Genomic DNA, 22823 nt, shown 5'->3' with positions numbered 1-22823 from the left:
GGCAGTGCCGGCCTCATCGCCGGCAAGGCCAGCTCCCACAGGGTTCTATGTTTACCTCAACAAGCAGGCCTGACATCAATCCCTGTGGAAGCTGTAAGCTCTACTTGAGTACCCGATAGGTACTCTGCACAAAGCCGCTTTCAAAGGTGGTGCTGCGCATATGCTGCAGCGTCACGTCCTTCGCCAGGGCCCCGAATAGCGGGATGCCACTGCCCAGCAACACCGGTATGCGGGTGATGGTCAGTTCATCCAGCCGCCCTTCGCGCAAAAAGCTCTGAATCACCTGCCCGCCATCGAGGTACAGGCTCTTGGCGCCTGTGTCGCCCAGGTATTCAACCAGGTCGGCAAGCGGCCCGGGATGCACCTCAACACCTTTACCGAGTTCTGCCGGCACATCTGCTGCGCCCAGGGTGCTGCTCAGCACCACCACACGCTTATGCGGATACGGCCACTCGCCAAAGGTCAGGACCTTCTCGAAGGTGTTGCGGCCCATGACCAGGGTGTCGATGGTCGCCATGTACGCCGCATAACCGTGATCGTCACTGGAACTGGTGGCGACCATCAGCCAGTCCAGCTCACCGCTTTCACGGGCGATGTAGCCATCGAGGCTGGTGGCGATGTAGACGGAGGTTTTCAGGGTCATGGGGCAGCTCCCTTGCAGGAAATAGCCGGATAGTATCAGGCAGGCTGCAGAAACGAAAAAAGGGCACCTTTTGCAAGGTGCCCTTCTTTCTGAAGATGGTCGGGGTAAGGGGATTCGAACTCCTGACATCCTGCTCCCAAAGCAGGCGCGCTACCGGACTGCGCTATACCCCGGTAAAAAAAAGGCTCCAATAAAGGCGCCTTTTTTATGGCTGGCTGCTAATGGCAAACCAACCTTTTAAGATTTGAACCCAGCGTACCGGCTTCAAAAATGGTGGGTCGTGTAGGATTCGAACCTACGACCAATTGGTTAAAAGCCAACTGCTCTACCAACTGAGCTAACGACCCAAAAATGGTCGGGGTAAGGGGATTCGAACTCCTGACATCCTGCTCCCAAAGCAGGCGCGCTACCGGACTGCGCTATACCCCGGCTTGAAATTTGGCTCCGCGACCAGGACTCGAACCTGGGACCCAATGATTAACAGTCATTTGCTCTACCGACTGAGCTATCGCGGAACTATCAATTTCAATTACAACAGTGCTGCAATTTCGAGTGCTGTATCACTACCGCTTCGAACTCTTCGACCTTGTGCATCGCTGCGTTCATGTCTCTGAGGCGCGCTATTCTACAACCTTCAAAACCCTTGTCAACCCCTAATTTGCATTCAACTTACTGATTTGCAACTTTTTTTCAGATTCCCAATTTTGCCGGGAAGCTGCGGGGCGACATACAGCGGGGCGCACTTTACAAGCACTCGAGAAAAAATGCAAAGAAAAAAGGCCTCGAAAATCGAGGCCTTAGCGTAACCCACCGAAAACTCAGGCAAAGACGATCTCTTCGCCCTCCACTTTCGCCATGATGGCGCTGCCTGGCAGGAACTTGCCCGACAGGATCAACTGCGCCAGCGGGTTCTCGATCCAGCGCTGGATCGCCCGTTTCAGCGGCCGGGCGCCATAGACCGGGTCGTAACCGACAGCGATCAGTTTATCCAGTGCCTCAGGGCTCAGCTCCAGGCTCAGCTCACGTTCAGTCAGGCGGCTGCGCAGGCGGCCGAGCTGGATCTGGGTGATACCGGCGATCTGCTCGCGGCCCAGCGGTTCGAACACCACCACTTCGTCGATACGGTTGATGAACTCCGGCCGGAAGTGCGAACCCACGGCATCCATCACCGCCGCACGCTGCGCTTCACGATCGCCCACCAGTTCCTGGATCTGCGAGGAGCCCAGGTTGGAGGTCATGACGATCACGGTATTACGGAAATCCACCGTCCGCCCGTGGCTGTCGGTCAGGCGACCGTCTTCAAGCACTTGCAGCAACACGTTGAAGACATCCGGGTGGGCCTTCTCGACCTCGTCGAGCAGCACCACCGAATAAGGTTTGCGCCGCACCGCTTCGGTCAGGTAGCCGCCCTCTTCGTAACCTACGTAGCCTGGTGGGGCACCGATCAGGCGAGCCACGGAGTGTTTCTCCATGAACTCGGACATATCGATACGCACCATGGCCTCTTCAGTGTCGAAGAGAAACTCGGCCAGCGCCTTGCACAACTCGGTTTTACCGACACCGGTCGGGCCGAGGAACAGGAACGAGCCGCTCGGGCGGTTCGGGTCCGACAGGCCGGCACGCGAACGGCGCACGGCGTTGGAGACTGCCACCACCGCTTCTTCCTGGCCGATCACCCGCTCGTGCAGCAGGCTTTCCATTTTCAGCAGTTTTTCTCGCTCGCCTTCGAGCATCTTCGACACCGGGATGCCGGTCCACTTGGACACGACCTCGGCAATCTCTTCTTCAGTAACCTTGTTACGCAGCAGCTGGTTTTCCGCCTTGCCGTGCTGGTCGACCATCTGCAGGCTGCGCTCCAGGTCCGGGATCACCCCGTACTGCAGCTCGGCCATGCGGCTGAGGTCGCCCTTGCGGCGGGCCGCTTCGAGCTCCTGACGCGATTGCTCGATTTTTTGCTGGATCTGCGCCGAGCCCTGCACTTCGGCTTTTTCCGACGTCCAGACCTCTTCCAGGTCGGCGTACTCGCGCTCCAGCCGGGCGATCTCTTCGGTGAGCTTCTCCAGGCGCTTGATCGCGGCTTCGTCGTCTTCTTTCTTCAGTGCCTGGGACTCGACCTTCAGTTGAATCAGGCGGCGCTCCAGGCGGTCGAGCACTTCCGGCTTGGAGTCGATCTCCATGCGGATGCGGCTGGCCGCTTCGTCGATCAGGTCGATGGCCTTGTCCGGCAACTGACGGTCAGTGATGTAGCGATGGCTGAGCTTGGCCGCGGCGATGATCGCGCCGTCGGTGATCGCCACCTTGTGGTGCACCTCGTAACGCTCCTTGAGGCCACGCAGGATGGCGATGGTGTCCTCTTCGCTCGGCTCTTCAACCAGGACCTTCTGGAAACGCCGCTCCAGCGCGGCGTCTTTTTCAATGTACTGGCGGTATTCGTTAAGCGTGGTGGCGCCGACGCAGTGCAGCTCGCCACGGGCCAGGGCCGGCTTGAGCATGTTGCCGGCATCCATCGAGCCTTCGCCTTTACCGGCGCCGACCATGGTGTGCAGCTCGTCGATGAACAGGATGATCTGCCCTTCCTGCTTGGACAGCTCGTTGAGCAGGGCTTTGAGGCGTTCCTCGAACTCGCCGCGGAACTTGGCCCCGGCAATCAGCGCGCCCATGTCCAGCGACAGCAGGCGCTTGCCTTTAAGGCCGTCCGGCACTTCGCCATTGATGATGCGCTGGGCCAGGCCTTCGGCGATGGCGGTCTTACCGACGCCAGGCTCACCGATCAGCACCGGGTTGTTCTTGGTCCGGCGCTGCAGCACCTGGATGGTGCGGCGAATTTCGTCGTCACGGCCGATCACCGGGTCAAGCTTGCCGTCTTCGGCGCGCTTGGTCAGGTCGATGGTGTATTTGTCCAGGGCCTGGCGCGACTCTTCGGCGTTGGGGTCATTGACCGCCTCGCCGCCACGCAGGTTGCTGATGGCGTTTTCCAGGGCCTTTTTGCTTACACCCTGGCTGAGCAGCACCTTGCCGAGCTTGCTGTTCTCGTCCATGGCCGCCAGCAGCACCAGCTCGCTGGAGATGAACTGGTCGCCCTTCTGCTGGGCCAGGCGGTCGGCCTGGTTGAGCAGGCGCGCCAGGTCCTGGGACATGTTCACATCGCCCGTGGGGTTCTGGATTTTCGGCAGTTGGTCGAGCTCTTTGCTCAACGCCTTGCGCAGGCTGTTGACGTCAAAGCCGACCTGCATCAGCAGCGGCTTGATCGAACCGCCCTGCTGATCGATCAGGGCCTGCACCAGGTGCGCAGGCTCGATGGCCGGATGGTCCATGCCCACGGCCAGGGATTGGGAGTCGGATAATGCTAATTGCAGCTTGCTGGTCAAACGGTCTATTCGCATGGGTTACCTTCCTTTATGGGCAGGTCGGAGCGATGGACACACCTGATGAAGAAAAACCTGCCAGAGATACCACTGTAGATAAGGGTGATTCTGGAAGATTCAAGCTAGCCGGGCTTGATCCAGGTCAGCGCGGTGCCAGCCAGACCAGGGAAGCGAAGCGGCCACCCTGCGGGGTGCGCCGATAAGAATAGAAGCGCGGGTCGCTGACGGTGCACAAGCCACCACCATAGACGGCATTGACGCCGCGTGCTGCCAGGCGCAGGCGGGCCAGTTGGTAGATATCGGCCATCAGCTTGCCGGGCTGGGCACCGGGCACGAAGGCCCGGGCAGTTTCCGGATGAACGGTCGTGAACGCGTCGCGTACTTCCAGGCCAACTTCGAAGGCTTGCGGGCCAATGGCCGGGCCGAGCCACACCAGCACCTCGTCGGGCGGCAGCGCCAGGCGCTCCAGGGTGGCTTCGAGCACACCGTTGGCCAGCCCGCGCCAGCCGGCGTGGGCAGCGGCTACCCGGGTGCCGGCGCGGTCGCAGAACAGCACCGGTAAACAGTCGGCGGTCATCACCGTGCAGGCAATGCCCGGGGTCGCGCTGTAGCTGGCATCGGCTTCGGCGATAACACTGGGGTCGGCATCGGCCACCACCACGCCATGCACCTGCTTGAGCCAGGCCGGCTGAATGCCGAACTCGACGGTCAGGCGCCGGCGGTTCTCGGCCACCGCAGCTGGCGCATCGCCAACATGGTCGCCGAGGTTGAAGCTTTCATAAGGCGGCAGGCTGACCCCGCCGCTGCGCGTGGTGACGCAGGCGCGCACCCCGGCTGGCGCAGGCCAGTCGGGAAACAGCAGCGCTTGCGTCAACTCGCTCATCCGATGAACGCCTCACGGTCTTGCTTGAGCAGCGACAGCAGCCAGACGAAGTCATCCGGCAGCGGCGATTCCCAGCCCATGCGCTCGCCGGTCACCGGGTGATCGAGCTCCAGGAAGCGCGCATGCAGGGCCTGGCGCGGGAAGGTCTTGAGCGCGTCGACCATGGTCAGGCTGGCCGCTGGCGGAATACGGAAACGCCCGCCGTAGACCGGATCGCCGACCAACGGGAAGTTGACGTGAGCCATGTGCACGCGAATCTGGTGGGTACGCCCGGTTTCGAGCTTGACCCGCACATGCGTGTGCGAGCGGAAGCGCTCCAGTACACGGTAGTGGCTGACCGCCGGCTTGCCGCCTTCGGTGACCGCCATGCGCTGGCGCTGCCCGCCGTGACGGCCGATCGGCGCGTTGATCTTGCCGCCGGCCGTTACCACGCCGATCACGATGCATTCATAGATGCGGCTGACGCTGCGGCTCTGCAACTGGGCGACCAGCTGGGTCTGCGCCTGGATGGTCTTGGCCACCACCATCAGACCGGTGGTGTCCTTGTCCAGGCGGTGGACGATACCGGCGCGCGGCACATTGATGATGTCCGGCACATGGTGCAGCAGGGCATTGAGCAGGGTGCCATCAGCGTGGCCCGCAGCCGGGTGGACCACAAGCCCGGCAGGCTTGTTGATCACCAGGATGTGGTCGTCTTCGTAGACGATATCCAGCTCGATGTCCTGGGCCACCCACTCGCCCTGGGCTTCCTGCTCGGCGTCGAGCGCCAGCAGCGCACCGCCGTGGACGATATCGCGCGGACGCAGGACAGCGCCATCGACCGTCAGGCGCCCCTCCTTGATCCAGGTGGACAGGCGCGAGCGCGAGTGCTCAGCGAACAATTGGGCGGCGACTTGGTCGAGGCGTTGCCCGCCCAATTCGGACGGCACCTCTGCGCGAAGTTGAATGATCTCGGACATGCTCGAATCAGCGGGCGGCACAGCCTTTGGTTTCGACTGCACGCTTGTGGTTAAATACGACGTCTTTTGCCCCGAGGGTTGCATCGGGGTGCTCATCATAACAGGACGGCCACGCCCAAGACAGCGGCCGTCATAGGGACGCAAGCCGCCATGCAAGTGAAACACCTGCTGCTGATCGCCATCCTCGGACTGACCGCTGCTTGTTCTTCGAAGGAAGTCGTCGACGAAAACCTGAGCGAAGCCGAGCTGTACCAGCAGGCGCAGGCCGACCTGGACAACCACAGCTATACCAGTGCCACGAGCAAGCTCAAGGCTCTGGAATCGCGCTATCCGTTCGGCCGCTACGCCGACCAGGCCCAGCTCGAGCTGATCTACGCGAACTACAAGAACGCCGAACCGGAGGCTGCCAAGTCTGCCGCCGAGCGTTTCATTCGCTTGCATCCGCAGCATCCGAACGTCGACTACGCCTACTACCTCAAGGGTCTGACCTCTTTCGACCAGGACCGCGGCCTGTTGGCGCGCTTCCTGCCGCTGGACATGACCAAGCGTGACCCGGGTGCTGCCCGCGACTCGTACAACGAGTTCGCCCAGCTGACCAGCCGCTTCCCCAACAGCCGCTATTCGCCAGACGCCAAGCAGCGCATGATCTACCTGCGCAACCTGCTGGCTTCCTACGAAATCCACGTGGCCGACTACTACCTGACCCGTCAGGCCTATGTCGCTGCCGCCAACCGTGGCCGCTACGTGGTCGAGAACTTCCAGGAAACCCCATCGGTCGGCGACGGCCTGGCGGTGATGACCGAAGCCTACATGCGCCTGCATCTGGACGAACTGGCCGCCACCAGCCTGGAAACCCTCAAGCTCAACTACCCGGATCACCCGAGCCTGGTCGATGGCCAGTTCGTGCCGCAACAGAACGAGGCCGACACCCGCTCGTGGCTGTCCAAGGCCACCCTGGGCCTGATCGATACCGCCGCGCCGCTGCCGCCGGGCGAGACCCGCGCCAACCAGGACGTGATGAAGCAGTACCAGGACGCCAAGGACGCGATCCCGCAAGAGCTGCAGCCTAAAGATGCCAACGGTGACGTCATCAAGGAAGAGAACCACGAAGCGGAAGGCAACAACGAAGACCGCTCCTGGTTCAGCTACATGACCTTCGGTGTGTTCGACTGAGCCATCGTGTAAAAGATAAAGGGAGGCCAAGGCCTCCCTTTTTTCATGCCTGAGCCCTAGACTGAAGGCTCTTCACTGACAAAGCTGGACACCATGGTTCGCCTACTATTCTGGATTGCCCTGATTGCTGCCGCCTTCTGGCTGTGGCGCAAGTTCAAGGCCAGCAATGCTGCTGGGCAAAACAACAGCCTCGAAGACCCGCTGAAGATGGTCCGCTGCGCCCATTGCGGTGTGCATTTGCCCAGTGACCGGGCATTGCATCGCGGGGCGCAGTGGTATTGCAGCCAGGCGCACCTGGAGCAGGGGCCTGGGGCGCAGCGCTGAGTCCGGCAACCTTGGGCTGCTTCGCAGCCATCGCCGGCAAGGCCGGCTCCCACAAGTACAGCGCACACATGACACTGTGGGAGCCGGCCTTGCCGGCGATAGGGCCCTAGAGAGCAGCCACCCGCCCAGCCGGTGCATACGGCGCCGGGTCGATCATCGGCTCACGCCCCAGCAACAAATCCGCAAACAACTGGCAGGACGCCGGCGCCAGCACCAGGCCGTTGCGGTAGTGCCCGCAGTTCAGCCACAGCCCGGTATACCCCGGCACCTCACCGATGTACGGAATGCCCTCAGGCGACCCCGGCCGCAGCCCTGCCCAATGGGCCACCGGGGTGGCATCGGCCAGCGCCGGCAGCAATTCCACCGCCGAAGCCTTCAGGCTTTCCAGCGCCTCCTCGGTCGGGGTCTTGTCGTAACCGGCATGCTCCAGGGTACTACCCACCAGAATATGCCCGTCACGCCGCGGGATCGCATAGCGCCCCTTGGCCAGCACCATGCTCGGCAAAAAGTCTTCGGCGCACTTGTACAGGATCATCTGCCCTTTCACCGGCTCCACCGGCAGCTCCAGGCCCAGCGGCCGCAGCAAGTCGCCGCTCCAGGCGCCAGCCGTCAGCACGACGTGATCGGCCTGGATCGGCCCGGTCGCGGTCTCCACCCCGCTAATGCGCGCGCCCTCACGGCTGAAGCCGGTGATTTCGCAGTGCTCGCGAATGCTCACGTTCGGCAGCGCCAGCAAGGCGGCCTTGAGTGACTTGACCAGGCGCGGGTTACGCACGTTGGCAACCCCGGCCATGTAGATGGCGCGCCGGAAACCGCCGCCAAGTACCGGCACCGCGTCATAGGCCGCCGAGATATCCACAGCCGTCAACGGCCGCCCTTCGCGCTTGGCCCAGGCCAGCGCTTGGGCTTCGTCGTCCAGGTCCAGCCAGTACAGGCCGGTGGTGTGCACTTGCGGGTCAACCCCGGTGCTGGCGAACAGGCGCTCGCCCAGCTGTGGATAAAAATCCTGCGACCAGTGCGCCAGGGCCGTTACCGCTGCGCTATAGCGCCACGGATACAGCGGCGAGACGATGCCGCCACCCGCCCAGGAAGACTCCTGGCCGAGCGCGCCACGGTCACACAGCACCACCTGATCGACTTCGGCCGCCAGGTTGAACGCTGTCAGCAGGCCGATCACCCCGCCACCGACAATCACTACTTGCTTGGTCATGTATTGATCCAACGTCTGAAGTAAACCTCAACCACCCCAACAGCCACGGCCAGCATCAACGGCGCCGGGATTGCTGCGCACACCGGCCTGGTCGAGTACGAAATCAGCGCAGCGGTCACTGGTCATCAAACCACCCGGTATGCGCCGGGCGGTCAGGGTGAATGACGTCGAATGACGAACGGCTTGCAGCCGGTAGTGCTCGGTCCCGGACGCCAATGGGGTGACCAGGGCCTCGCTGTCGGCGTACTGGCCGGTGCGTGAATAGTGACGCTCCAGCAACTGCGCACTTTCGAACAGCAACCCGGCGATTTCCGTGCGTGCGGCCTTGCGGACCTGTTCGCTGTAGCTGGGATAGGCAATGCCCGCAAGAATGCCGACCACGGCGACGACAAGCAACAGTTCAATCAGGCTCAAACCTTTCTGCAGGTTGTACATAAGTCGAACGCCTAGTGAGTCTGCCGCCAGAGAATACGCCTGGGCTGATGGGTGCCTGCTTCTACAGCCTGCGCATAAACGCTTTCCAGCACGCTGCGCCCCGCCCCGCCATGGCTGACTGCGGTTATCCGGTACAGGGTGGCGGCGAGATTAGCCGGCAAGTGCGCTGCGCGGGTGCTCTGGCCAAGGTTCTGCACCAGGTAAAAGCCGCTGGCGCCGCGTTGCCAGCTCAGGCCGGACGTGGGGCCTTCGCCGCGATAAACGCCGGCCGCCCTCACTCGAGCGGCTTCCGGGGGCGGCAAGCAGTACGTGCACGGCAGCGCCAGCGACACGGCCGATTCCCCCAGTAGCAAGGTCTGCTCCGCCTGCTCGAAGCTTTGCAGGGTAGCCAGCAAATTGCCGGCCATGCGCTCCTGCAGGGTGGCACTGACCATGGCCGAGATGCCGAGCAACCCCAACAGCCCCAGCAACACCAGGCTGATCAGCAGGATCACGCCGCGCTGGTTGCCGGGCCTAGCCATTGCGCAGCGCTACCGTCAGTTGATACTGCTGCGGCCTGACCCGTGACTGCGGGTCAATCAAGGTCAGGCTCAGGCGCAAGCCGGCGATGCCCTCCGTGCCTCGCCTGAGAACATCCACCCGCAGTTCGCCAAGGTTATCGATCAACGGCGCATAGCTGGCGCCGCTTCCGAGCATCAGGCTGGCGCCATCAACGCGATAGATCTGACGCCGTATCGGTATCGCGTACTGCCCGGCGGGCGCCACGTGCACCTCGGGATAGACCCGCGCCTGCTCCGTGCAATCGGTGACCAGCGTCCAGTTCGGCCGGCCACCTGCACCCGCCATTTCGGCGCTGATGAGGCTAAGTTGCAACAGACGCCCATCCGCTGCCCGGGTTATTTCCAACGGGCGGGAAAAGGCCTGTGCCGAGGATGGATTCACATGGCTTGTGGCATCCGCGCGCAAGCAGCCGAACATGCCACTCATGCGAATGTCCTGGGCCATGCGCTGCAACGTCAGGCGCGCGTCCTCCTGCAATTGGGCCGCGATGCCCTGAGCCTGCCAGTTCTGGCTGGCGGCCAGGAACAAGCGGCTGACACCGAGTAGCAGCAACAACCCGAGGCTCAAGGCCAGCAACACTTCGACCAGGCCAACGCCGCCTTGCCGGTTCATCGGCCTGGCCCTTGCTGGGTGTCGTCGATACGCAGCTGTTCGAGCACGCCATGCTGCAGATACGCCGCCTGGGTACTCTGCAAGGCACTGTCGGTAGCCTGCAGCGCCCGCACTTGCGCGGCCGCCGCGGCAAACAGACCAAGCCCCAGCACCAGCATCGCCAGCAGCACCTCGATCAGGCTAATCCCTTGTTGCCGTCCGCCATCCATGGCGCCTTCCCTCCTGCGACTTTTCCACAGCCCTTTGCCAACCCGGCCGACTGGACGCTCCTGTCCGCCGGCCTGACTCTATAGAAGCACTTCCAGGGAGGAATGCACGGTGAAGCAACAGGGCGTAACACTGATACAAATGATGTTTGCGCTAGCGCTGGTGGGGATGCTCACGTACATCGGCGTACCGACCTACAGCGCCATGAGCCATGGGCTACAACAGCAAGCTGCCGCCCAGGACCTGGCTCACGCCCTGCGCACGGCGCGAGCCGAGGCCTTGCTGCGCAATCAGGTGGTACGCCTGCAAGCGTTGGAGGACAACTGGGGCAATGGCTGGCGCATGGTTCTGGAGCAGGATGGCCAACCTCTGCTGTACCAACAGCGTCGGCTCGAACGGGTAAGCATAATCGGTAATCAACCGGTGGCCCGGCAGGTACGCTTCAGTGGGCTGGGGGTGCCCTTGCACGAGGGTGGGGCGTTTCAGGCCGGGACGCTGTTCATTTGCCAACGCCCCGGGCCCTTCAGCCAGTACCGGGTGGTACTGGCGCACACAGGCCGGGTCAGCCTGCGCGAGGAGCCCGGCGAACAGCCGCTGTGCGCGGCTGCCGGGTCAGATCAATGAACGCACACGCAGCTCTTTGGGCATCGAGAAGGTGATGTTCTCCTCGCGGCCATCGAGCTCTTCGGCGCCGGTGGCCCCCCAGGCCCGCAGTTGCTCGATCACCCCACGCACCAGCACCTCGGGTGCCGAAGCACCGGCAGTGATACCAATGCGCTCGACGCCATCGAACCAGCTTTTTTGCAGGTCTTCGGCGCCGTCGATCAGGTAGGCCGGGGTCGACATGCGCTCGGCCAGCTCACGCAGGCGGTTGGAGTTGGAGCTGTTCGGGCTACCGACCACCAATACCACGTCGCATTCGTCGGCCAATTGCTTGACCGCGTCCTGACGGTTCTGGGTGGCGTAGCAGATGTCGTCCTTGCGCGGCCCGCCAATAGTCGGGAAGCGCGCGCGCAGGGCATCGATCACCCGGCTGGTGTCGTCCATCGACAAAGTGGTCTGGGTGACGAAGGCCAGCTTATCCGGGTCGTTGACCTGCAGGCTGGCAACATCGTCCTCGTCTTCGACCAGGTAGATGGCGCCACCATTACTGGTGTCGTACTGACCCATGGTGCCTTCGACTTCCGGGTGGCCTTCGTGGCCGATCAGGATGCACTCGCGGCCGTCGCGGCTGTAGCGCGCCACCTCGATATGCACCTTGGTCACCAGCGGGCAGGTCGCGTCGAACACCTTCAGGCCGCGCCCGGCGGCTTCCTGGCGCACGGCCTGGGAAACACCATGGGCGCTGAAGATGACGATGACGTCGTCCGGCACCTGGTCCAGCTCTTCGACGAAAATCGCCCCCCGCGCGCGCAGGTCCTCGACCACGAACTTGTTGTGCACCACTTCATGGCGCACATAGATCGGCGGGCCAAACACTTCGAGGGCGCGATTGACGATCTCGATCGCCCGGTCCACGCCGGCACAGAAGCCACGGGGGTTGGCGAGTTTGATTTGCATGGCGGACTCCAGGCTCACAGGGCCTTGACCGCGAGGATTTCCACCTCGAAGTTCAGGGTCTTGCCGGCCAGTGGATGGTTGAAGTCGATGGTCACCTGGGTATCATCGAACGCTTTCACCACACCTGGCAATTCGGCGTTGGCGGCATCGTTGAAGATCACCAGCAGGCCTTCGGACAACTCCATGTCCTGGAACTGCGAGCGCGGCATGACCTGCACGTTCTGCGGGTTCGGCTGGCCGAAGGCGTTTTCCGGGACCACGGTCACGGTACGCTTGTCACCGGTCTTGAAGCCAAACAGCGCCGCTTCGAAGCCTGGCAGCAGGTTGCCGTCGCCGACCTTGAACACCGCCGGCGCCTTTTCAAAGGTGCTGTCGACGGTGTCGCCGTTTTCCAGGTGCAGCGCGAAGTGCAGGGTCACTTCGGTGTTCTGGCCGATACGGGTCTCAGTCATGGACGGGTTCTCCGGACTTTTTGCTCTTGAACATGTCCAGCGCCAGCATCACCGCACCCACGGTAATGGCGCTGTCGGCCAGGTTGAAGGCCGGGAAGTACCAGCGGTTCTGCCAGTGCACGAGGATAAAGTCGACCACGTGGCCAAGCACGATACGGTCGTACAGGTTGCCCAGCGCGCCGCCGAGCACCAATGCCAGCGCGACTGCCAGCCAGGTCTCGTTGCGCCCCAGGCGCTTGAGCCAGATCACCAGCACGGCGCTGACCACCACGGCAATCAGGGCGAACAGCCAGCGCTGCCAGCCGGAGCTGTCAGCCAGGAAGCTGAAAGCGGCACCGGTGTTGTAGGCCAGGGTCCAGCTGAAGTAGTCAGGGATGACCACGATCTGCTGGTACAGGCTCAGCGCGCCCTCGAAGTAGAACTTGCTGGCCTGGTCGAGGACCAGGACCAGCACGCTCAGCCACAGCCAGCTGAGGCGCCCGAAGCGCCCCACACCAGGGTTAGGCATAGTGGCGCACCTCGCCATTGCCGCTGATGTTGTCGGCGCAACGGGCGCAGATTTCCGGATGCTCGGGGTTCGAACCGACGTCTGCGCGGAAGTGCCAGCAACGGCCGCACTTGGCGTGGCCGGACTTGACCACTTTCAGCTTGAGGCCAGGCACTTCGGTCTCGACCGCATCGGCTGGAGCCTGGGCGAACGGCGCAACGCTGGCCGCCGAGGTGATCAGCACGAAGCGCAGCTCGTCGCCCAGCTTGTTCAGGTCGGCGCTCAGGGCGTCGTCGGCGAACAGGGTGACTTCGGCTTGCAGGTTGCCACCGATGGCCTTGGCCGCACGCTGGTTTTCCAGTTCCTTGTTGACCGCAGTCTTGGCCGCCATCACGCGGTCCCAGTAGGCGCGACCCAGCTCGAAGCCTTCCGGCAGCTCGCTCAGGCCTTCATACCAGGTGTTGAGCATGACCGATTCGTTGCGCTCGCCCGGCAGGTACTGCCACAGCTCGTCGGCGGTGAACGCCAGGATCGGCGCGATCCAGCGCACCAGCGCCTCGCTGATGTGGTACAGCGCGGTCTGGCAGGAACGACGGGCAACACTGTTGGCGCCCGTGGTGTACTGACGGTCCTTGATGATGTCCAGGTAGAAGCCACCCAGCTCCTGCACGCAGAAGTTGTGGATCTTCGAGTAGACGTTCCAGAAGCGGTACTCGCCGTAGTGCTCTTGCAGCTCGCGCTGCAGCAGCAGGGTACGGTCGACGGCCCAGCGGTCCAGCGCCAGCATGTCTTCGGCCGGCAGCAGGTCGCGGGCCGGGTCGAAGCCGGACAGGTTGGAGAGCAGGAAGCGCGCGGTGTTGCGGATACGCCGGTAGGCGTCGGCGCTGCGCTGCAGGATCTGCTCGGAAACCGCCATTTCGCCGGAGTAGTCGGTGGCCGAAACCCACAGGCGCAGGATGTCGGCACCCAGGGTGTCGTTGACCTTCTGCGGCTCGATGGTGTTACCCAGCGACTTGGACATCTTGCGGCCGTTCTCGTCGACGGTGAAACCGTGCGTCAGCAATTCGCGGTACGGCGCATGGTTGTCGATGGCGCAACCGGTCAGCAGCGAGGAATGGAACCAGCCGCGGTGCTGGTCGGAACCTTCCAGGTACAGGTCGGCGCGCGGGCCGGTTTCGTGGCCGATGCTGTGCGAGCCACGCAGCACGTGCCAGTGGGTGGTGCCGGAGTCGAACCAGACGTCGAGGGTGTCGGCGATCTTGTCGTACTGGCCAGCCTCGTCACCGAGCAGCTCGGCGGCGTCGAGCTTGAACCAGGCCTCGATACCTTCTTTTTCGACGCGCTTGGCCACTTCTTCCATCAGCTCGACGGTGCGCGGGTGCAGCTCGCCGGTTTGCTTGTCGAGGAAGAACGGGATCGGTACGCCCCAGTTACGCTGACGCGAGATGCACCAGTCCGGGCGGTTGGCGATCATCGAGTGCAGGCGCGCCTGGCCCCAGGCCGGGACGAACTTGGTTTCTTCGATGGCCTTGACCGCGCGCTTGCGCAGGGTCTCGCCGTTGTCGGGCTGCTTGTCCATGCCGACGAACCATTGCGCGGTGGCGCGATAGATCAGCGGGGTCTTGTGGCGCCAGCAGTGCATGTAGCTGTGGCTGATGGTTTCGGTGTGCATCAGCGCACCGACTTCCGAGAGTTTGTCGACGATGGCCGGGTTGGCCTTCCAGATGAACTGGCCGCCAAAGAACTCCAGCGACTGCACGTACACACCGTTGCTCTGCACCGGGGTGAGGATGTCGTCGTTGACCATGCCGTAGCGCTTGCAGGTGACGAAGTCGTCTTCACCGTAGGCTGGCGAGGAGTGAACCACACCGGTACCGGCGCCCAGCTCGACGTAGTCGGCCAGGTACACCGGCGACAGGCGATCGTAGAACGGGTGACGGAAGTTGATCAGTTCCAGCGCCGAACCTGGCGCAGTGGCGATCACCGAACCTTCCAGCGCATAACGCTTCAGGCACGATTCGACCAGCTCTTCGGCCAGCACCAGCAGCTTGTCGCCGGTATCGACCAGGGCGTACTTGAACTCCGGGTGGACGTTCAGCGCCTGGTTGGCCGGGATGGTCCACGGGGTGGTGGTCCAGATCACGATCGAGGCAGGCTTGGCCAGCGAGGCCAGGCCGAAGGCGGCGGCCAGCTTGGCGTCATCGACTACCGGGAAGGCAACGTCGATGGTCTGCGATTTTTTGTCGGCGTACTCGACCTCGGCTTCGGCCAGGGCCGAACCGCAATCGAAACACCAGTTGACCGGCTTGAGGCCCTTGAACACGAAGCCGTGCTTGACCATTTCTGCCAGCGCGCGGATTTCACCGGCTTCGTTGGAGAAGTTCATGGTCTTGTACGGGTTGTCCCAGTCGCCCAGCACACCCAGGCGGATGAACTCGGTCTTCTGCCCTTCGATCTGCTCGGCGGCGTAGGCGCGGCACAGTTCGCGGGTCTGATCGGCGCTCAGGTGCTTGCCGTGGGTCACTTCGACCTTGTGCTCGATCGGCAGGCCGTGGCAGTCCCAACCCGGGACGTACGGGGCGTCGAAACCGGACAAGGTCTTGGAGCGGACAATCATGTCCTTGAGAATTTTGTTCAGCGCATGACCGATGTGGATCTTGCCGTTGGCGTAGGGCGGGCCGTCGTGCAGCACGAACTTCGGACGATCCTTGCCAATTTCGCGCAGCTTCTGGTACAGGCCAATGCTGTCCCAACGCTGCAGGATCTGCGGTTCGCGCTGTGGCAGGCCGGCCTTCATCGGGAAGGCGGTGTCCGGAAGGTTTAGCGTGGCTTTATAGTCGGTCATTTCAGGCTCTTCGTTAGCGGTTGACCGTGCCAATGGGCACGTGCGGCGGCGATATCCGCATCGATCGCCGACTTCAGCGCCTCCAGGGAGGCGAAACGCTGCTCTTCACGCAGCTTGTGGTGGAATTCCACCGTCAGACGCCGGCCATAAAGATCGCCGGCAAAATCCAGAAGATGTACTTCCAGGTGGGCTTTGCCATCACCTGAAACAGTAGGCCGTACGCCGATGTTGGCGACACCCGGCCAGTGCTTGCCGTCGAGTTCGACGCTGACCAGGTAGACCCCGCTGAGCGGTACGCGATGGCGCTTGAGCTGGATGTTGGCCGTCGGCGTACCCAACTGGCGTGCCAGCTTCTGCCCATGCAACACGCGCCCGCGGATGCAGAACGGCCGCCCCAGCAGACGCTCGGCCAGCTCGAAATCGGCGCTGGCCAGCGCATCGCGCACTTGCGTGCTGCTGACCCGCAGGCCGTCGAGCTCGACGGTTTGCGCCGCTTCCACGGTAAAGCCCTGGAGGATACCGGCCTGTTCGAGGAAGTCGAAGTCGCCAACACGGTCGCAGCCGAAGCGAAAGTCGTCGCCCACTTCCAGGTGTTTCACACCCAGGCCATCGACCAGGATGGTGTCGACGAACTCGGCGGCGCTGAGCTTGCTCAAGCGCTGGTTGAACGCCAGGCACAGCACCCGGTCGACGCCGGCGGCGGCCAGCAGGGCGACCTTGTCGCGCAGGCGGGCCAGGCGCGCGGGCGCGGTGTCGGGGGCGAAATACTCACGCGGCTGTGGCTCGAAAATCACCACGCAGCTGGGCATGCCCAACTCGTCCGCTCGCTCACGCAGACGCGCCAGGATTGCCTGGTGGCCGCGGTGAACACCGTCGAAGTTGCCAATAGTGGCGACACAGCCCCGGTGCTGGGGGCGCAGGTTGTGGAGGCCTCGAACCAGCTGCATAACGCGCTTCTTGCTCATAAAGTGGTCGATTATAACCACACCCGGGCGCTGACGACAGGCAGCAGCGTCACCCCGTGGCGTGGAATGTGTAAAACCGACGTCTGACCGCCATTACGCCTTAATGCAACGCCTTGCGGGCGAAGTCACGCGGGCGCAAACCAAACAGCAACAGACAGCCGAAATAGGTCACGACCCCGGCCAGGATCAGCGCACCCAGGCGCAGGAAGCGCTCGAACATCTGCCCTTCGGCCCAGGCCGGCATGTAATGCATGCCTACCAGCAATACCGCCGACATCAGCAACACCGCCACCACCAGCTTGGCGAGGAACCTGGCCCAGCCCGGTTGTGGCTGGAACAACTGCTGCTGGCGCAGCTTCCAGTACAGCAACCCGGCATTCAGGCAGGCACCCAGGCTGATGGCCAGGGCCAGGCCGGCATGCGCCAGGTGGGTAATGAACACCAGGTTGAACAGCTGGGTGCAGACCAGGGTGAAGATGGCGATCTTCACGGGCGTCCGGATGTTCTGCTGGGCATAGAAGCCTGGGGCCAGCACTTTGACCAGAATGATCGCCAGCAGGCCCACCGAATAGGCAATCAGCGCACGCTGGGTCATGGCCGCGTCGAAGGCGCTGAATTTACCGTACTGGAACAGCGCCACGGTCAACGGCTCGGCAAGAATCGCCATGGCCAGGGTGCATGGCAGCACCAGCAAAAAGCACAGGCGCAGGCCCCAGTCGAGGATCCGCGAGTACTCGTGGCGGTCGCGGTTGGCGTAGGTCTTGGCCAGGGTTGGCAGCAGGATGGTGCCCAGGGCCACCCCGAGCACGCCGGAGGGCAGCTCCATCAGGCGGTCGGCGTAGTACATCCACGACACTGAGCCAGCCACCAGGAACGAGGCGAAGATGGTGTTGATGATCAGCGAGATCTGGCTGACCGACACCCCGAGGATCGCCGGCAGCATCTGTTTGAGCACCCGCCACACGCCACTATCGCGCAGGTTCAAACGCGGCAGCACGAGCATGCCGATCTTTTTCAGGTGTGGCAGCTGATACAACAGCTGCGCCAGGCCACCGGCCAGCACGCCCCAGGCCAGGGCCATGATCGGCGGGTCGAAGTACGGCGTGAGGAACAGGGTAAAGCCGATCATCGCCACGTTGAGCAGGGTCGGCACGAAGGCCGGCACCGAAAAACGGTTCCAGGTATTGAGGATGGCCCCGGCCAGCGACGACAGCGAGATCAGCAATATATAAGGAAAGGTCACCCGCAACAGGTCGGTGGTCAGCTGGTACTTCTCGGTGCTGTCGACAAAGCCCGGCGCCGTTACCCACACCACCCAGGGCGCGGCAAGGATCCCCAGGGCAGTCACCAGGGCCAGCACCAGGGTCAGCAGGCCGCTGACGTAGGCGATGAAGGTACGGGTCGCCTCCTCGCCTTGCTGGGTCTTGTATTCAGCCAAAATTGGCACGAACGCCTGGGAAAACGCGCCCTCGGCGAAGATGCGCCGCAGCAGGTTGGGCAGCTTGAAGGCAATGAAGAAGGCGTCGGTGGCCACGCCTGCGCCGAACACCCGTGCCAGGATGGTGTCACGGACAAAGCCCAGCACCCGCGAGATCATGGTGATGGAGCTGACCGCGGCCAGGGATTTAAGAAGATTCATCGAAAGTTTTTCACGCCTGAGGATAAAGGGCTGTGCCGCAACGCGCCCAGTTGTGCGATACTCCGCGCCGCAACGCAAGCAGAGCAAAAGCTCCCGAGTTTACAGGTCGTGCCGCAGAAGGGAATCACTCCCTTGTACAGAACGACCACTCAGCGGAACCATGCAAGTGCCCTTGACAACCGATCAACTCATCGGCATGATTCGCGGCCTATTTTGTTTGCTATTTACCAAGTCTTTCGAGGAGCTCGACGGTGGCCAACTCACCTTCCGCCAAAAAACGTGCAAAACAGGCTGAGAAGCGTCGCAGCCACAACGCCAGCCTGCGTTCCATGGTTCGTACCTACATCAAGAATGTAGTTAAAGCCATCGACGCAAAAGACGCCGAAAAAGCGCAAGCTGCTTACACTCTGGCTGTTCCAGTTATCGACCGTATGGCCGATAAAGGCATCATCCACAAGAACAAGGCTGCTCGCCATAAAGGCCGTCTGAATGGCCACATCAAGGCGCTGAAAGAAGCTGCAGCTGCCTAAGCGACATGCTTGTTGAAAAACCGACCCTAGGGTCGGTTTTTTATTGCCTGTGATTCCTGAGATTGACCTTTAACCCTGTGGGAGCTGGCTTGCCAGCGATCGACCGCAAAGCGGTCGCAGCCCAGGCAACACCAGATGGATAGCCTGGACCGGCCTCATCGCTGGCAAGCCAGCTCCCACAATGGGCTGCAATGCAGCCCGGGGTGTTTGTTACTTACCAATCTGAATCTTCGGCGCCCACTGCAGCCATTCATCCTCGGCCTTGTCGAACAGGGCGAAGGTCTGCTGCGGACGAGCCGGGTTACCCATCTTCTCGCCGTCCGGCGTTGCAAAGGCAATTCCGCCCTCGATCAGGGTCTCCAGCGACTCGGTCCGCACCGTTGCGCCCTTGAACAGGCCGATGTCGAAGCCAAATCCACTGCTGTTCCAGAAACGGCTACCACCGCGTACCAGCGCTGCGTACCTGGGCTCGATCAGGATATGGATCAGCACCCGGTCGGCCGTCTGCCCCAACTCGAAACCGGTGACCTTGCCCACTGGAATCTCCCGGTAGGTCACTGGCACGCCCGGCTTGATCGAACCCCGCCGCGGTGCGCTGAGCACCAGCGCCAACCCGGCTTCGCGCTCGGAGAAGTCCGGCGCCTGTGGCAACGCATTGAAGTTGAGCTGCGGCCCTGCACTCCTGACTGCCGGCTGCACTTCCAGGTACTGGCCGGTGACCAGGGTTTCCAGGTTGGCGGTCTTGACGATCCCCAGGGCCGGCTTGACCACCCAGAACTGCGTACCTTCGCGGGCAATGCGCTCCGGCACCTCGGTGATCCGCGCCTTGAGCAGCACAGCCTGCAGATCCTTGGTCAGGTCGACCTGCTCGACCTTGCCGACATCCAGGCCCTTGAAGCGAACCGGCGTGCCAACCTTGAGGCCGTCTGCGCGATCGACACGGATGGTCACCGTGGTTCCGCTGCGGTTGGCTGTTTCCTGGCTTTCATGCAGGAGGAAGAACGGAATACGGCGTTTGAGCGCCACATTCGGGATGGGCGTGTCGAAGGCAATGCCGCCGGCCATCAGGCTCTGCAGCGACTCACTCTTGATCTGAATGCCCGACAGGCCACCGCTCAGGGTAATGCCGCTGGCATTCCAGAAGCGTGTCGAACCGTTGACCAGGCCGGCGTACTCTTTCTCGATATGCACGCCGATCAGCAGGCGCTTGCTCTTTTTGGAGAACTGGTAGCTCTGTACCGTACCGACCTTGACCTGACGGTAGAGGATCGGGCTGCCGACTTCCAGCGAACCGAGGTTGTCGCTGTACAGCACCAGGTGCAGCCCAGGCGCCTTGAGGTCCAGCGGCGGCGCCTTGGCCCGCGCCTCGAACTCACGCTGCGGGGTCGCGCCCTTGTCGCCCGGGCGAATGGCAATGTAGTTACCTTTGACCAGCGCTTCCAGGCCGGTGATACCGGCAAGGGAGATCGACGGCTTGACCACCCAGAACTGGGTGCCGTCGACCAGGTAGTCTTCGGCCAGCGGATCGAGGGTCAGATCGGCCATGGCGCTGGCCAGGTCGGCATCGACCTTGAGGGTCTTCAACGAACCAACCTGGATACCTTTGTACATCACCGGGGTACGCCCGGCCTGCAGGCCCTCGAAGTCGCTCAGCTTGACCTTGACGCGAATCCCGGCCTGGGCTGCATCGAAGTCTTCGTACAGGCGGAACGGTAAGCTCGGATCAGTTGGCGGGCTGTCCTTGCGGTGCTCGGGCGTGGCGAAGGCGATACCGCCGGCGACAATACTGGCCAGCGATTCACTACGGACCTTCACCCCGGAAAGGTCGGCATCGATGCTGACGCCGCTGGCGTTCCAGAACCGCGTATGTTTGCGCACAAGGGCGGCGTAAGCCGGCTCGATGTACACCTTGACCTCGACCGTGCCCTGGTCTTCGGCCAGACGATAACTCTTCACCCGGCCAACCTGGATCTGCTTGTAGAACACCGGACTGTCGCGATTGAGCGAGCCCAGGCGGTCAGCCTTGAGGACTAGGTGCAGGCCTGGCTCGCTATCAGACAGCGGCGGCGCCTCATCCAGCGCCTTGAAGCGCTTGGTCGGCTCGCCTTGCCCAGGGCTCACGGCAATGTAGTTACCCGAAACCAGGGTCTCCAGGCCGGTGATCCCGGCCAGGCTGACACTCGGCTTGACCAGCCAGAAGCGGGTACCGGTATTCAGGTGCGGCTCGGCTTCCTTGTTCATCTCGATGGTGGCGATGACCCCGGTATTGTTGCCCTTGGCATCCAGTACCAGCTCTTTTACCTTACCGACCGACATGCCCTTGAAGACCACTTCGGTCTTGTTGGCAACGATGCCCTCACCGCTTTCAAAGCGGACCTGGATGTTCACCCCTGACTCGCGATAGGCCTGCCAGCCAAGCCAGCCACCGATCACCAGGGCGATCAGAGGCAATATCCATATGGCCGACCAGTTCGAAGCTGGGCGGGTTTTAGCCGTAGGCAAATCACTCATGGTCGTCATCCGACTCCGTGTTATCCCAAATCAGTCGGGGATCGAAGGTTACTGCAGCGAGCATCGTCAGAATCACCACACTGGCGAAGGCGACGGCGCCCAGATTGGCTTCGACACTGGCGATCCTGCCGAAATTCACCACCGCCACCAAAATGGCGATCACGAAAATATCCAGCATCGACCAGCGTCCGATGAATTCGATGAAGCGGTACATCAGGATTCGTTGCCGCGCCGACAACGGCTGGTGGCGCTGCACCGAATAAAGCAACAGGGCAATGCCCACCAGCTTGAAGGTCGGCACCAGGATACTGGCGATGAACACCACCGCAGCGATCGGCAGCATGCCGTGCTTCATCAAGGTAATAACGCCGGACATGATGGTGTCCGGGCTGCCCTGGCCCAGCGCGCTGACGGTCATGATCGGCAGCACATTGGCCGGGATGTACAAAATTGCCGAGGTGATCAGCAACGCCCAGGTTCGCACCAGGCTGTTCGGCCGCCGCGCATGCACCACTGCACCACAGCGGGTGCAGGTTTGCGCGTCACTGCCCGGCTCCTGGCGATTCAGCTCGTGGCATTCACCACAAACCAGAATGCCAGCATCAATCGCACGCATGCAGGTCTTCCCCCGATAAAGCGCTCCATATCTGGTGGGGCGACATCACCACCTCCAGCCACACCTGCACCAACAACAAACTGATAAAGCAGGCCAGACCCAGGCCGAGGCTCAGATCCGCGAGATCGACCAGCTTGACCATCGCCACCAGCACGCCCATGAAATACACCTCGAGCATGCCCCAATCGCGTAGATGGTGATAAATCCGATAGAGCAACAAGCCGTAACTGCGGCCGATGTTCAGGCGAATGCTCAACAGCACTACCAATTGGCACAACAGCTTGAGCAAGGGGATGGCCATGCTGCACAGGAATACCACCACCGCCACGCCGCGCATGCCGGTGTTGTACAGCCCGACCACACCGCTCCAGACGGTATCGTTGGAGCTTTGGCCGAGCAGGTGCAATTGCATGATCGGCAGGAAGTTGGCGGGTACGTAGAGCAGCAAGGCCGCCAGCACCAGGGCCAGGCTGCGCGGGACCACATTGTGTCGATGGGCGTAGAGCTCGTAGCCACAGCGCGGGCAGTGGGCCTTTTCGTCCTGTTTGAGCACAGGCTTACGCATCAGCAGGTCGCATTCGTGACAGGCCACCAGGTCTTCCAGGGGCAGGTCGGCGAGCTGAGGGGGGTCGGCAGATTCTGACATAGTGAACTTCTGAGTCAACGCGAGGGCGCTATTCTAACCGATGTAGGAGCGGGCTTGCCCCGCGATGAGGCGGCCCCCACAGTCGAGGTAAACGCCAGAAAGACAAAACCCCTACCTGCGTACGCAGATAGGGGTTTCGGAATTTAATCTTGACGATGACCTACTCTCACATGGGGAAACCCCACACTACCATCGGCGAT

At 62.4% G+C, this 22823-nt stretch carries 22 protein-coding genes and 4 tRNA genes; 4 read left to right on the top strand and 22 right to left on the bottom strand.

Annotated elements, in window-relative coordinates; translation table 11 throughout:
* Positions 1-100: 100 nt before the first annotated feature.
* The 8 genes from NLX68_RS21040 to rluD form a co-directional block, all read right to left on the bottom strand.
* Positions 101-643: a dihydrofolate reductase family protein gene (locus NLX68_RS21040; protein ID WP_254285643.1), complete on the bottom strand. Its 543-nt coding sequence runs from the start codon at positions 641-643 to the stop codon at positions 101-103.
* 96 nt (positions 644-739) lie between these two features.
* Positions 740-816 (bottom strand) — tRNA-Pro (locus NLX68_RS21035).
* A 98-nt stretch (positions 817-914) separates the two neighbouring features.
* A tRNA-Lys gene (locus tag NLX68_RS21030) sits at positions 915-990 on the bottom strand.
* Positions 991-995: 5 nt separating this feature from the next.
* Positions 996-1072: transfer RNA gene (locus NLX68_RS21025), tRNA-Pro, on the bottom strand.
* Positions 1073-1082: 10 nt separating this feature from the next.
* Positions 1083-1158, bottom strand: a tRNA-Asn gene (locus tag NLX68_RS21020).
* Between the two features lie 303 nt (positions 1159-1461).
* Complete coding sequence (clpB, locus tag NLX68_RS21015; RefSeq protein WP_254285642.1) at positions 1462-4026, bottom strand: ATP-dependent chaperone ClpB; 2565 nt, start codon at positions 4024-4026, stop codon at positions 1462-1464.
* 124 nt (positions 4027-4150) lie between these two features.
* Entirely contained in the window at positions 4151-4891 is a 741-nt protein-coding gene (gene pgeF / locus NLX68_RS21010) for a peptidoglycan editing factor PgeF (protein WP_254285641.1), read from the bottom strand.
* A complete protein-coding gene (rluD, locus tag NLX68_RS21005; RefSeq protein ID WP_010220609.1) occupies positions 4888-5850 on the bottom strand; it encodes a 23S rRNA pseudouridine(1911/1915/1917) synthase RluD in 963 nt (320 codons plus the stop codon). The genes pgeF and rluD overlap by 4 nt, the downstream gene beginning before the upstream one ends.
* Before the next feature lie 150 nt (positions 5851-6000).
* On the opposite strand from rluD, the gene NLX68_RS21000 reads away from it, so the two are divergent.
* Together NLX68_RS21000 and NLX68_RS20995 are read left to right on the top strand one after the other, a co-directional pair.
* Complete coding sequence (locus tag NLX68_RS21000; RefSeq protein ID WP_254285640.1) at positions 6001-7023, top strand: outer membrane protein assembly factor BamD; 1023 nt, start codon at positions 6001-6003, stop codon at positions 7021-7023.
* A gap of 93 nt (positions 7024-7116) precedes the next feature.
* Positions 7117-7347 (top strand): PP0621 family protein, encoded by a 231-nt coding sequence (locus NLX68_RS20995; protein ID WP_038998721.1) that lies wholly within the window; start codon positions 7117-7119, stop codon positions 7345-7347.
* A 106-nt stretch (positions 7348-7453) separates the two neighbouring features.
* On the opposite strand, the gene thiO is transcribed toward NLX68_RS20995, so the two are convergent.
* The 5 genes from thiO to pilV are packed head-to-tail and all read right to left on the bottom strand — an operon-like array spanning position 7454 to position 10374.
* On the bottom strand, positions 7454-8557 hold the full coding sequence (gene thiO, locus NLX68_RS20990; RefSeq protein ID WP_254285639.1) for a glycine oxidase ThiO: 1104 nt from the start codon (positions 8555-8557) through the stop codon (positions 7454-7456).
* Positions 8558-8584: 27 nt separating this feature from the next.
* A complete protein-coding gene (locus NLX68_RS20985; protein WP_254285778.1) occupies positions 8585-8983 on the bottom strand; it encodes a type IV pilin protein in 399 nt (132 codons plus the stop codon).
* Positions 8984-9003: 20 nt separating this feature from the next.
* Entirely contained in the window at positions 9004-9513 is a 510-nt protein-coding gene (locus tag NLX68_RS20980; protein ID WP_254285638.1) for a pilus assembly protein PilX, read from the bottom strand.
* Positions 9506-10165 carry a PilW family protein gene (locus NLX68_RS20975; RefSeq protein ID WP_254285637.1) on the bottom strand — a complete coding sequence of 220 codons (660 nt, stop codon included), beginning with the start codon at positions 10163-10165 and terminating at the stop codon, positions 9506-9508. The genes NLX68_RS20980 and NLX68_RS20975 overlap by 8 nt, the downstream gene beginning before the upstream one ends.
* A complete protein-coding gene (gene pilV / locus NLX68_RS20970; RefSeq protein ID WP_254285636.1) occupies positions 10162-10374 on the bottom strand; it encodes a type IV pilus modification protein PilV in 213 nt (70 codons plus the stop codon). Before pilV ends, NLX68_RS20975 begins: the two co-directional genes overlap by 4 nt.
* Positions 10375-10513: 139 nt before the next feature.
* On the opposite strand from pilV, the gene NLX68_RS20965 reads away from it, so the two are divergent.
* A complete protein-coding gene (locus NLX68_RS20965; RefSeq protein ID WP_254285635.1) occupies positions 10514-10996 on the top strand; it encodes a GspH/FimT family protein in 483 nt (160 codons plus the stop codon).
* Here NLX68_RS20965 and ispH read toward each other — a convergent pair.
* The 6 genes from ispH to murJ form a co-directional block, all read right to left on the bottom strand.
* On the bottom strand, positions 10985-11932 hold the full coding sequence (ispH, locus tag NLX68_RS20960) for a 4-hydroxy-3-methylbut-2-enyl diphosphate reductase (protein ID WP_254285634.1): 948 nt from the start codon (positions 11930-11932) through the stop codon (positions 10985-10987). The genes NLX68_RS20965 and ispH overlap by 12 nt on opposite strands.
* A gap of 14 nt (positions 11933-11946) precedes the next feature.
* The gene (gene fkpB / locus NLX68_RS20955; protein ID WP_254285633.1) at positions 11947-12384 is read right to left on the bottom strand and encodes an FKBP-type peptidyl-prolyl cis-trans isomerase; all 438 of its coding nucleotides are present in this window, start codon (positions 12382-12384) and stop codon (positions 11947-11949) included.
* Entirely contained in the window at positions 12377-12892 is a 516-nt protein-coding gene (gene lspA / locus NLX68_RS20950) for a signal peptidase II (RefSeq protein WP_010220597.1), read from the bottom strand. The genes fkpB and lspA overlap by 8 nt, the downstream gene beginning before the upstream one ends.
* Positions 12885-15716, bottom strand: coding sequence for an isoleucine--tRNA ligase (gene ileS, locus NLX68_RS20945; RefSeq protein ID WP_254285632.1), 2832 nt, complete (start codon positions 15714-15716; stop codon positions 12885-12887). The genes lspA and ileS overlap by 8 nt, the downstream gene beginning before the upstream one ends.
* Entirely contained in the window at positions 15713-16663 is a 951-nt protein-coding gene (ribF, locus tag NLX68_RS20940) for a bifunctional riboflavin kinase/FAD synthetase (protein WP_254285631.1), read from the bottom strand. The genes ileS and ribF overlap by 4 nt, the downstream gene beginning before the upstream one ends.
* 118 nt (positions 16664-16781) lie before the next feature.
* A complete protein-coding gene (gene murJ / locus NLX68_RS20935) occupies positions 16782-18320 on the bottom strand; it encodes a murein biosynthesis integral membrane protein MurJ (RefSeq protein WP_254285630.1) in 1539 nt (512 codons plus the stop codon).
* 251 nt (positions 18321-18571) lie between these two features.
* Between murJ and rpsT the strand changes: the two genes are divergently transcribed.
* A complete protein-coding gene (rpsT, locus tag NLX68_RS20930; protein WP_010220592.1) occupies positions 18572-18850 on the top strand; it encodes a 30S ribosomal protein S20 in 279 nt (92 codons plus the stop codon).
* A gap of 210 nt (positions 18851-19060) precedes the next feature.
* Here the strand turns inward: rpsT and NLX68_RS20925 are convergent, their stop codons facing one another.
* The 3 genes from NLX68_RS20925 to NLX68_RS20915 are packed head-to-tail and all read right to left on the bottom strand — an operon-like array spanning position 19061 to position 22623.
* Positions 19061-21361 (bottom strand): PqiB family protein, encoded by a 2301-nt coding sequence (locus NLX68_RS20925; RefSeq protein ID WP_254285629.1) that lies wholly within the window; start codon positions 21359-21361, stop codon positions 19061-19063.
* On the bottom strand, positions 21354-21977 hold the full coding sequence (locus tag NLX68_RS20920; RefSeq protein ID WP_038998707.1) for a paraquat-inducible protein A: 624 nt from the start codon (positions 21975-21977) through the stop codon (positions 21354-21356). The genes NLX68_RS20925 and NLX68_RS20920 overlap by 8 nt, the downstream gene beginning before the upstream one ends.
* Complete coding sequence (locus tag NLX68_RS20915) at positions 21964-22623, bottom strand: paraquat-inducible protein A (protein WP_254285628.1); 660 nt, start codon at positions 22621-22623, stop codon at positions 21964-21966. The genes NLX68_RS20920 and NLX68_RS20915 overlap by 14 nt, the downstream gene beginning before the upstream one ends.
* Between the last annotated feature and the right edge of the window lie 200 nt (positions 22624-22823).

The sequence above is a fragment of the Pseudomonas sp. SBB6 genome, assembly GCF_024213215.1.
In the GTDB taxonomy this organism is placed as follows: Bacteria; Pseudomonadota; Gammaproteobacteria; order Pseudomonadales; family Pseudomonadaceae; genus Aquipseudomonas; species Aquipseudomonas donghuensis.
Note: the sequence above shows the minus strand (reverse complement) of the source record. Positions and strands in the feature narration are given on the sequence as shown.

Coding starts and splice junctions, on each gene's coding strand:
- clpB (WP_254285642.1), bottom strand. CDS start 4,026: ATGCGAATAGACCGTTTGACCAGCAAGCTGCAATTAGCATTATCCGAC.
- NLX68_RS20995 (WP_038998721.1), top strand. CDS start 7,117: ATGGTTCGCCTACTATTCTGGATTGCCCTGATTGCTGCCGCCTTCTGG.
- pilV (WP_254285636.1), bottom strand. CDS start 10,374: ATGGATGGCGGACGGCAACAAGGGATTAGCCTGATCGAGGTGCTGCTG.
- ispH (WP_254285634.1), bottom strand. CDS start 11,932: ATGCAAATCAAACTCGCCAACCCCCGTGGCTTCTGTGCCGGCGTGGAC.
- fkpB (WP_254285633.1), bottom strand. CDS start 12,384: ATGACTGAGACCCGTATCGGCCAGAACACCGAAGTGACCCTGCACTTC.
- NLX68_RS21000 (WP_254285640.1), top strand. CDS start 6,001: ATGCAAGTGAAACACCTGCTGCTGATCGCCATCCTCGGACTGACCGCT.
- murJ (WP_254285630.1), bottom strand. CDS start 18,320: ATGAATCTTCTTAAATCCCTGGCCGCGGTCAGCTCCATCACCATGATC.
- thiO (WP_254285639.1), bottom strand. CDS start 8,557: ATGACCAAGCAAGTAGTGATTGTCGGTGGCGGGGTGATCGGCCTGCTG.
- ileS (WP_254285632.1), bottom strand. CDS start 15,716: ATGACCGACTATAAAGCCACGCTAAACCTTCCGGACACCGCCTTCCCG.
- NLX68_RS20975 (WP_254285637.1), bottom strand. CDS start 10,165: ATGAACCGGCAAGGCGGCGTTGGCCTGGTCGAAGTGTTGCTGGCCTTG.
- NLX68_RS20925 (WP_254285629.1), bottom strand. CDS start 21,361: ATGAGTGATTTGCCTACGGCTAAAACCCGCCCAGCTTCGAACTGGTCG.
- pgeF (WP_254285641.1), bottom strand. CDS start 4,891: ATGAGCGAGTTGACGCAAGCGCTGCTGTTTCCCGACTGGCCTGCGCCA.
- ribF (WP_254285631.1), bottom strand. CDS start 16,663: ATGCAGCTGGTTCGAGGCCTCCACAACCTGCGCCCCCAGCACCGGGGC.
- NLX68_RS20920 (WP_038998707.1), bottom strand. CDS start 21,977: ATGCGTGCGATTGATGCTGGCATTCTGGTTTGTGGTGAATGCCACGAG.
- NLX68_RS20915 (WP_254285628.1), bottom strand. CDS start 22,623: ATGTCAGAATCTGCCGACCCCCCTCAGCTCGCCGACCTGCCCCTGGAA.
- NLX68_RS20980 (WP_254285638.1), bottom strand. CDS start 9,513: ATGGCTAGGCCCGGCAACCAGCGCGGCGTGATCCTGCTGATCAGCCTG.
- NLX68_RS21040 (WP_254285643.1), bottom strand. CDS start 643: ATGACCCTGAAAACCTCCGTCTACATCGCCACCAGCCTCGATGGCTAC.
- rluD (WP_010220609.1), bottom strand. CDS start 5,850: ATGTCCGAGATCATTCAACTTCGCGCAGAGGTGCCGTCCGAATTGGGC.
- NLX68_RS20965 (WP_254285635.1), top strand. CDS start 10,514: ATGATGTTTGCGCTAGCGCTGGTGGGGATGCTCACGTACATCGGCGTA.
- lspA (WP_010220597.1), bottom strand. CDS start 12,892: ATGCCTAACCCTGGTGTGGGGCGCTTCGGGCGCCTCAGCTGGCTGTGG.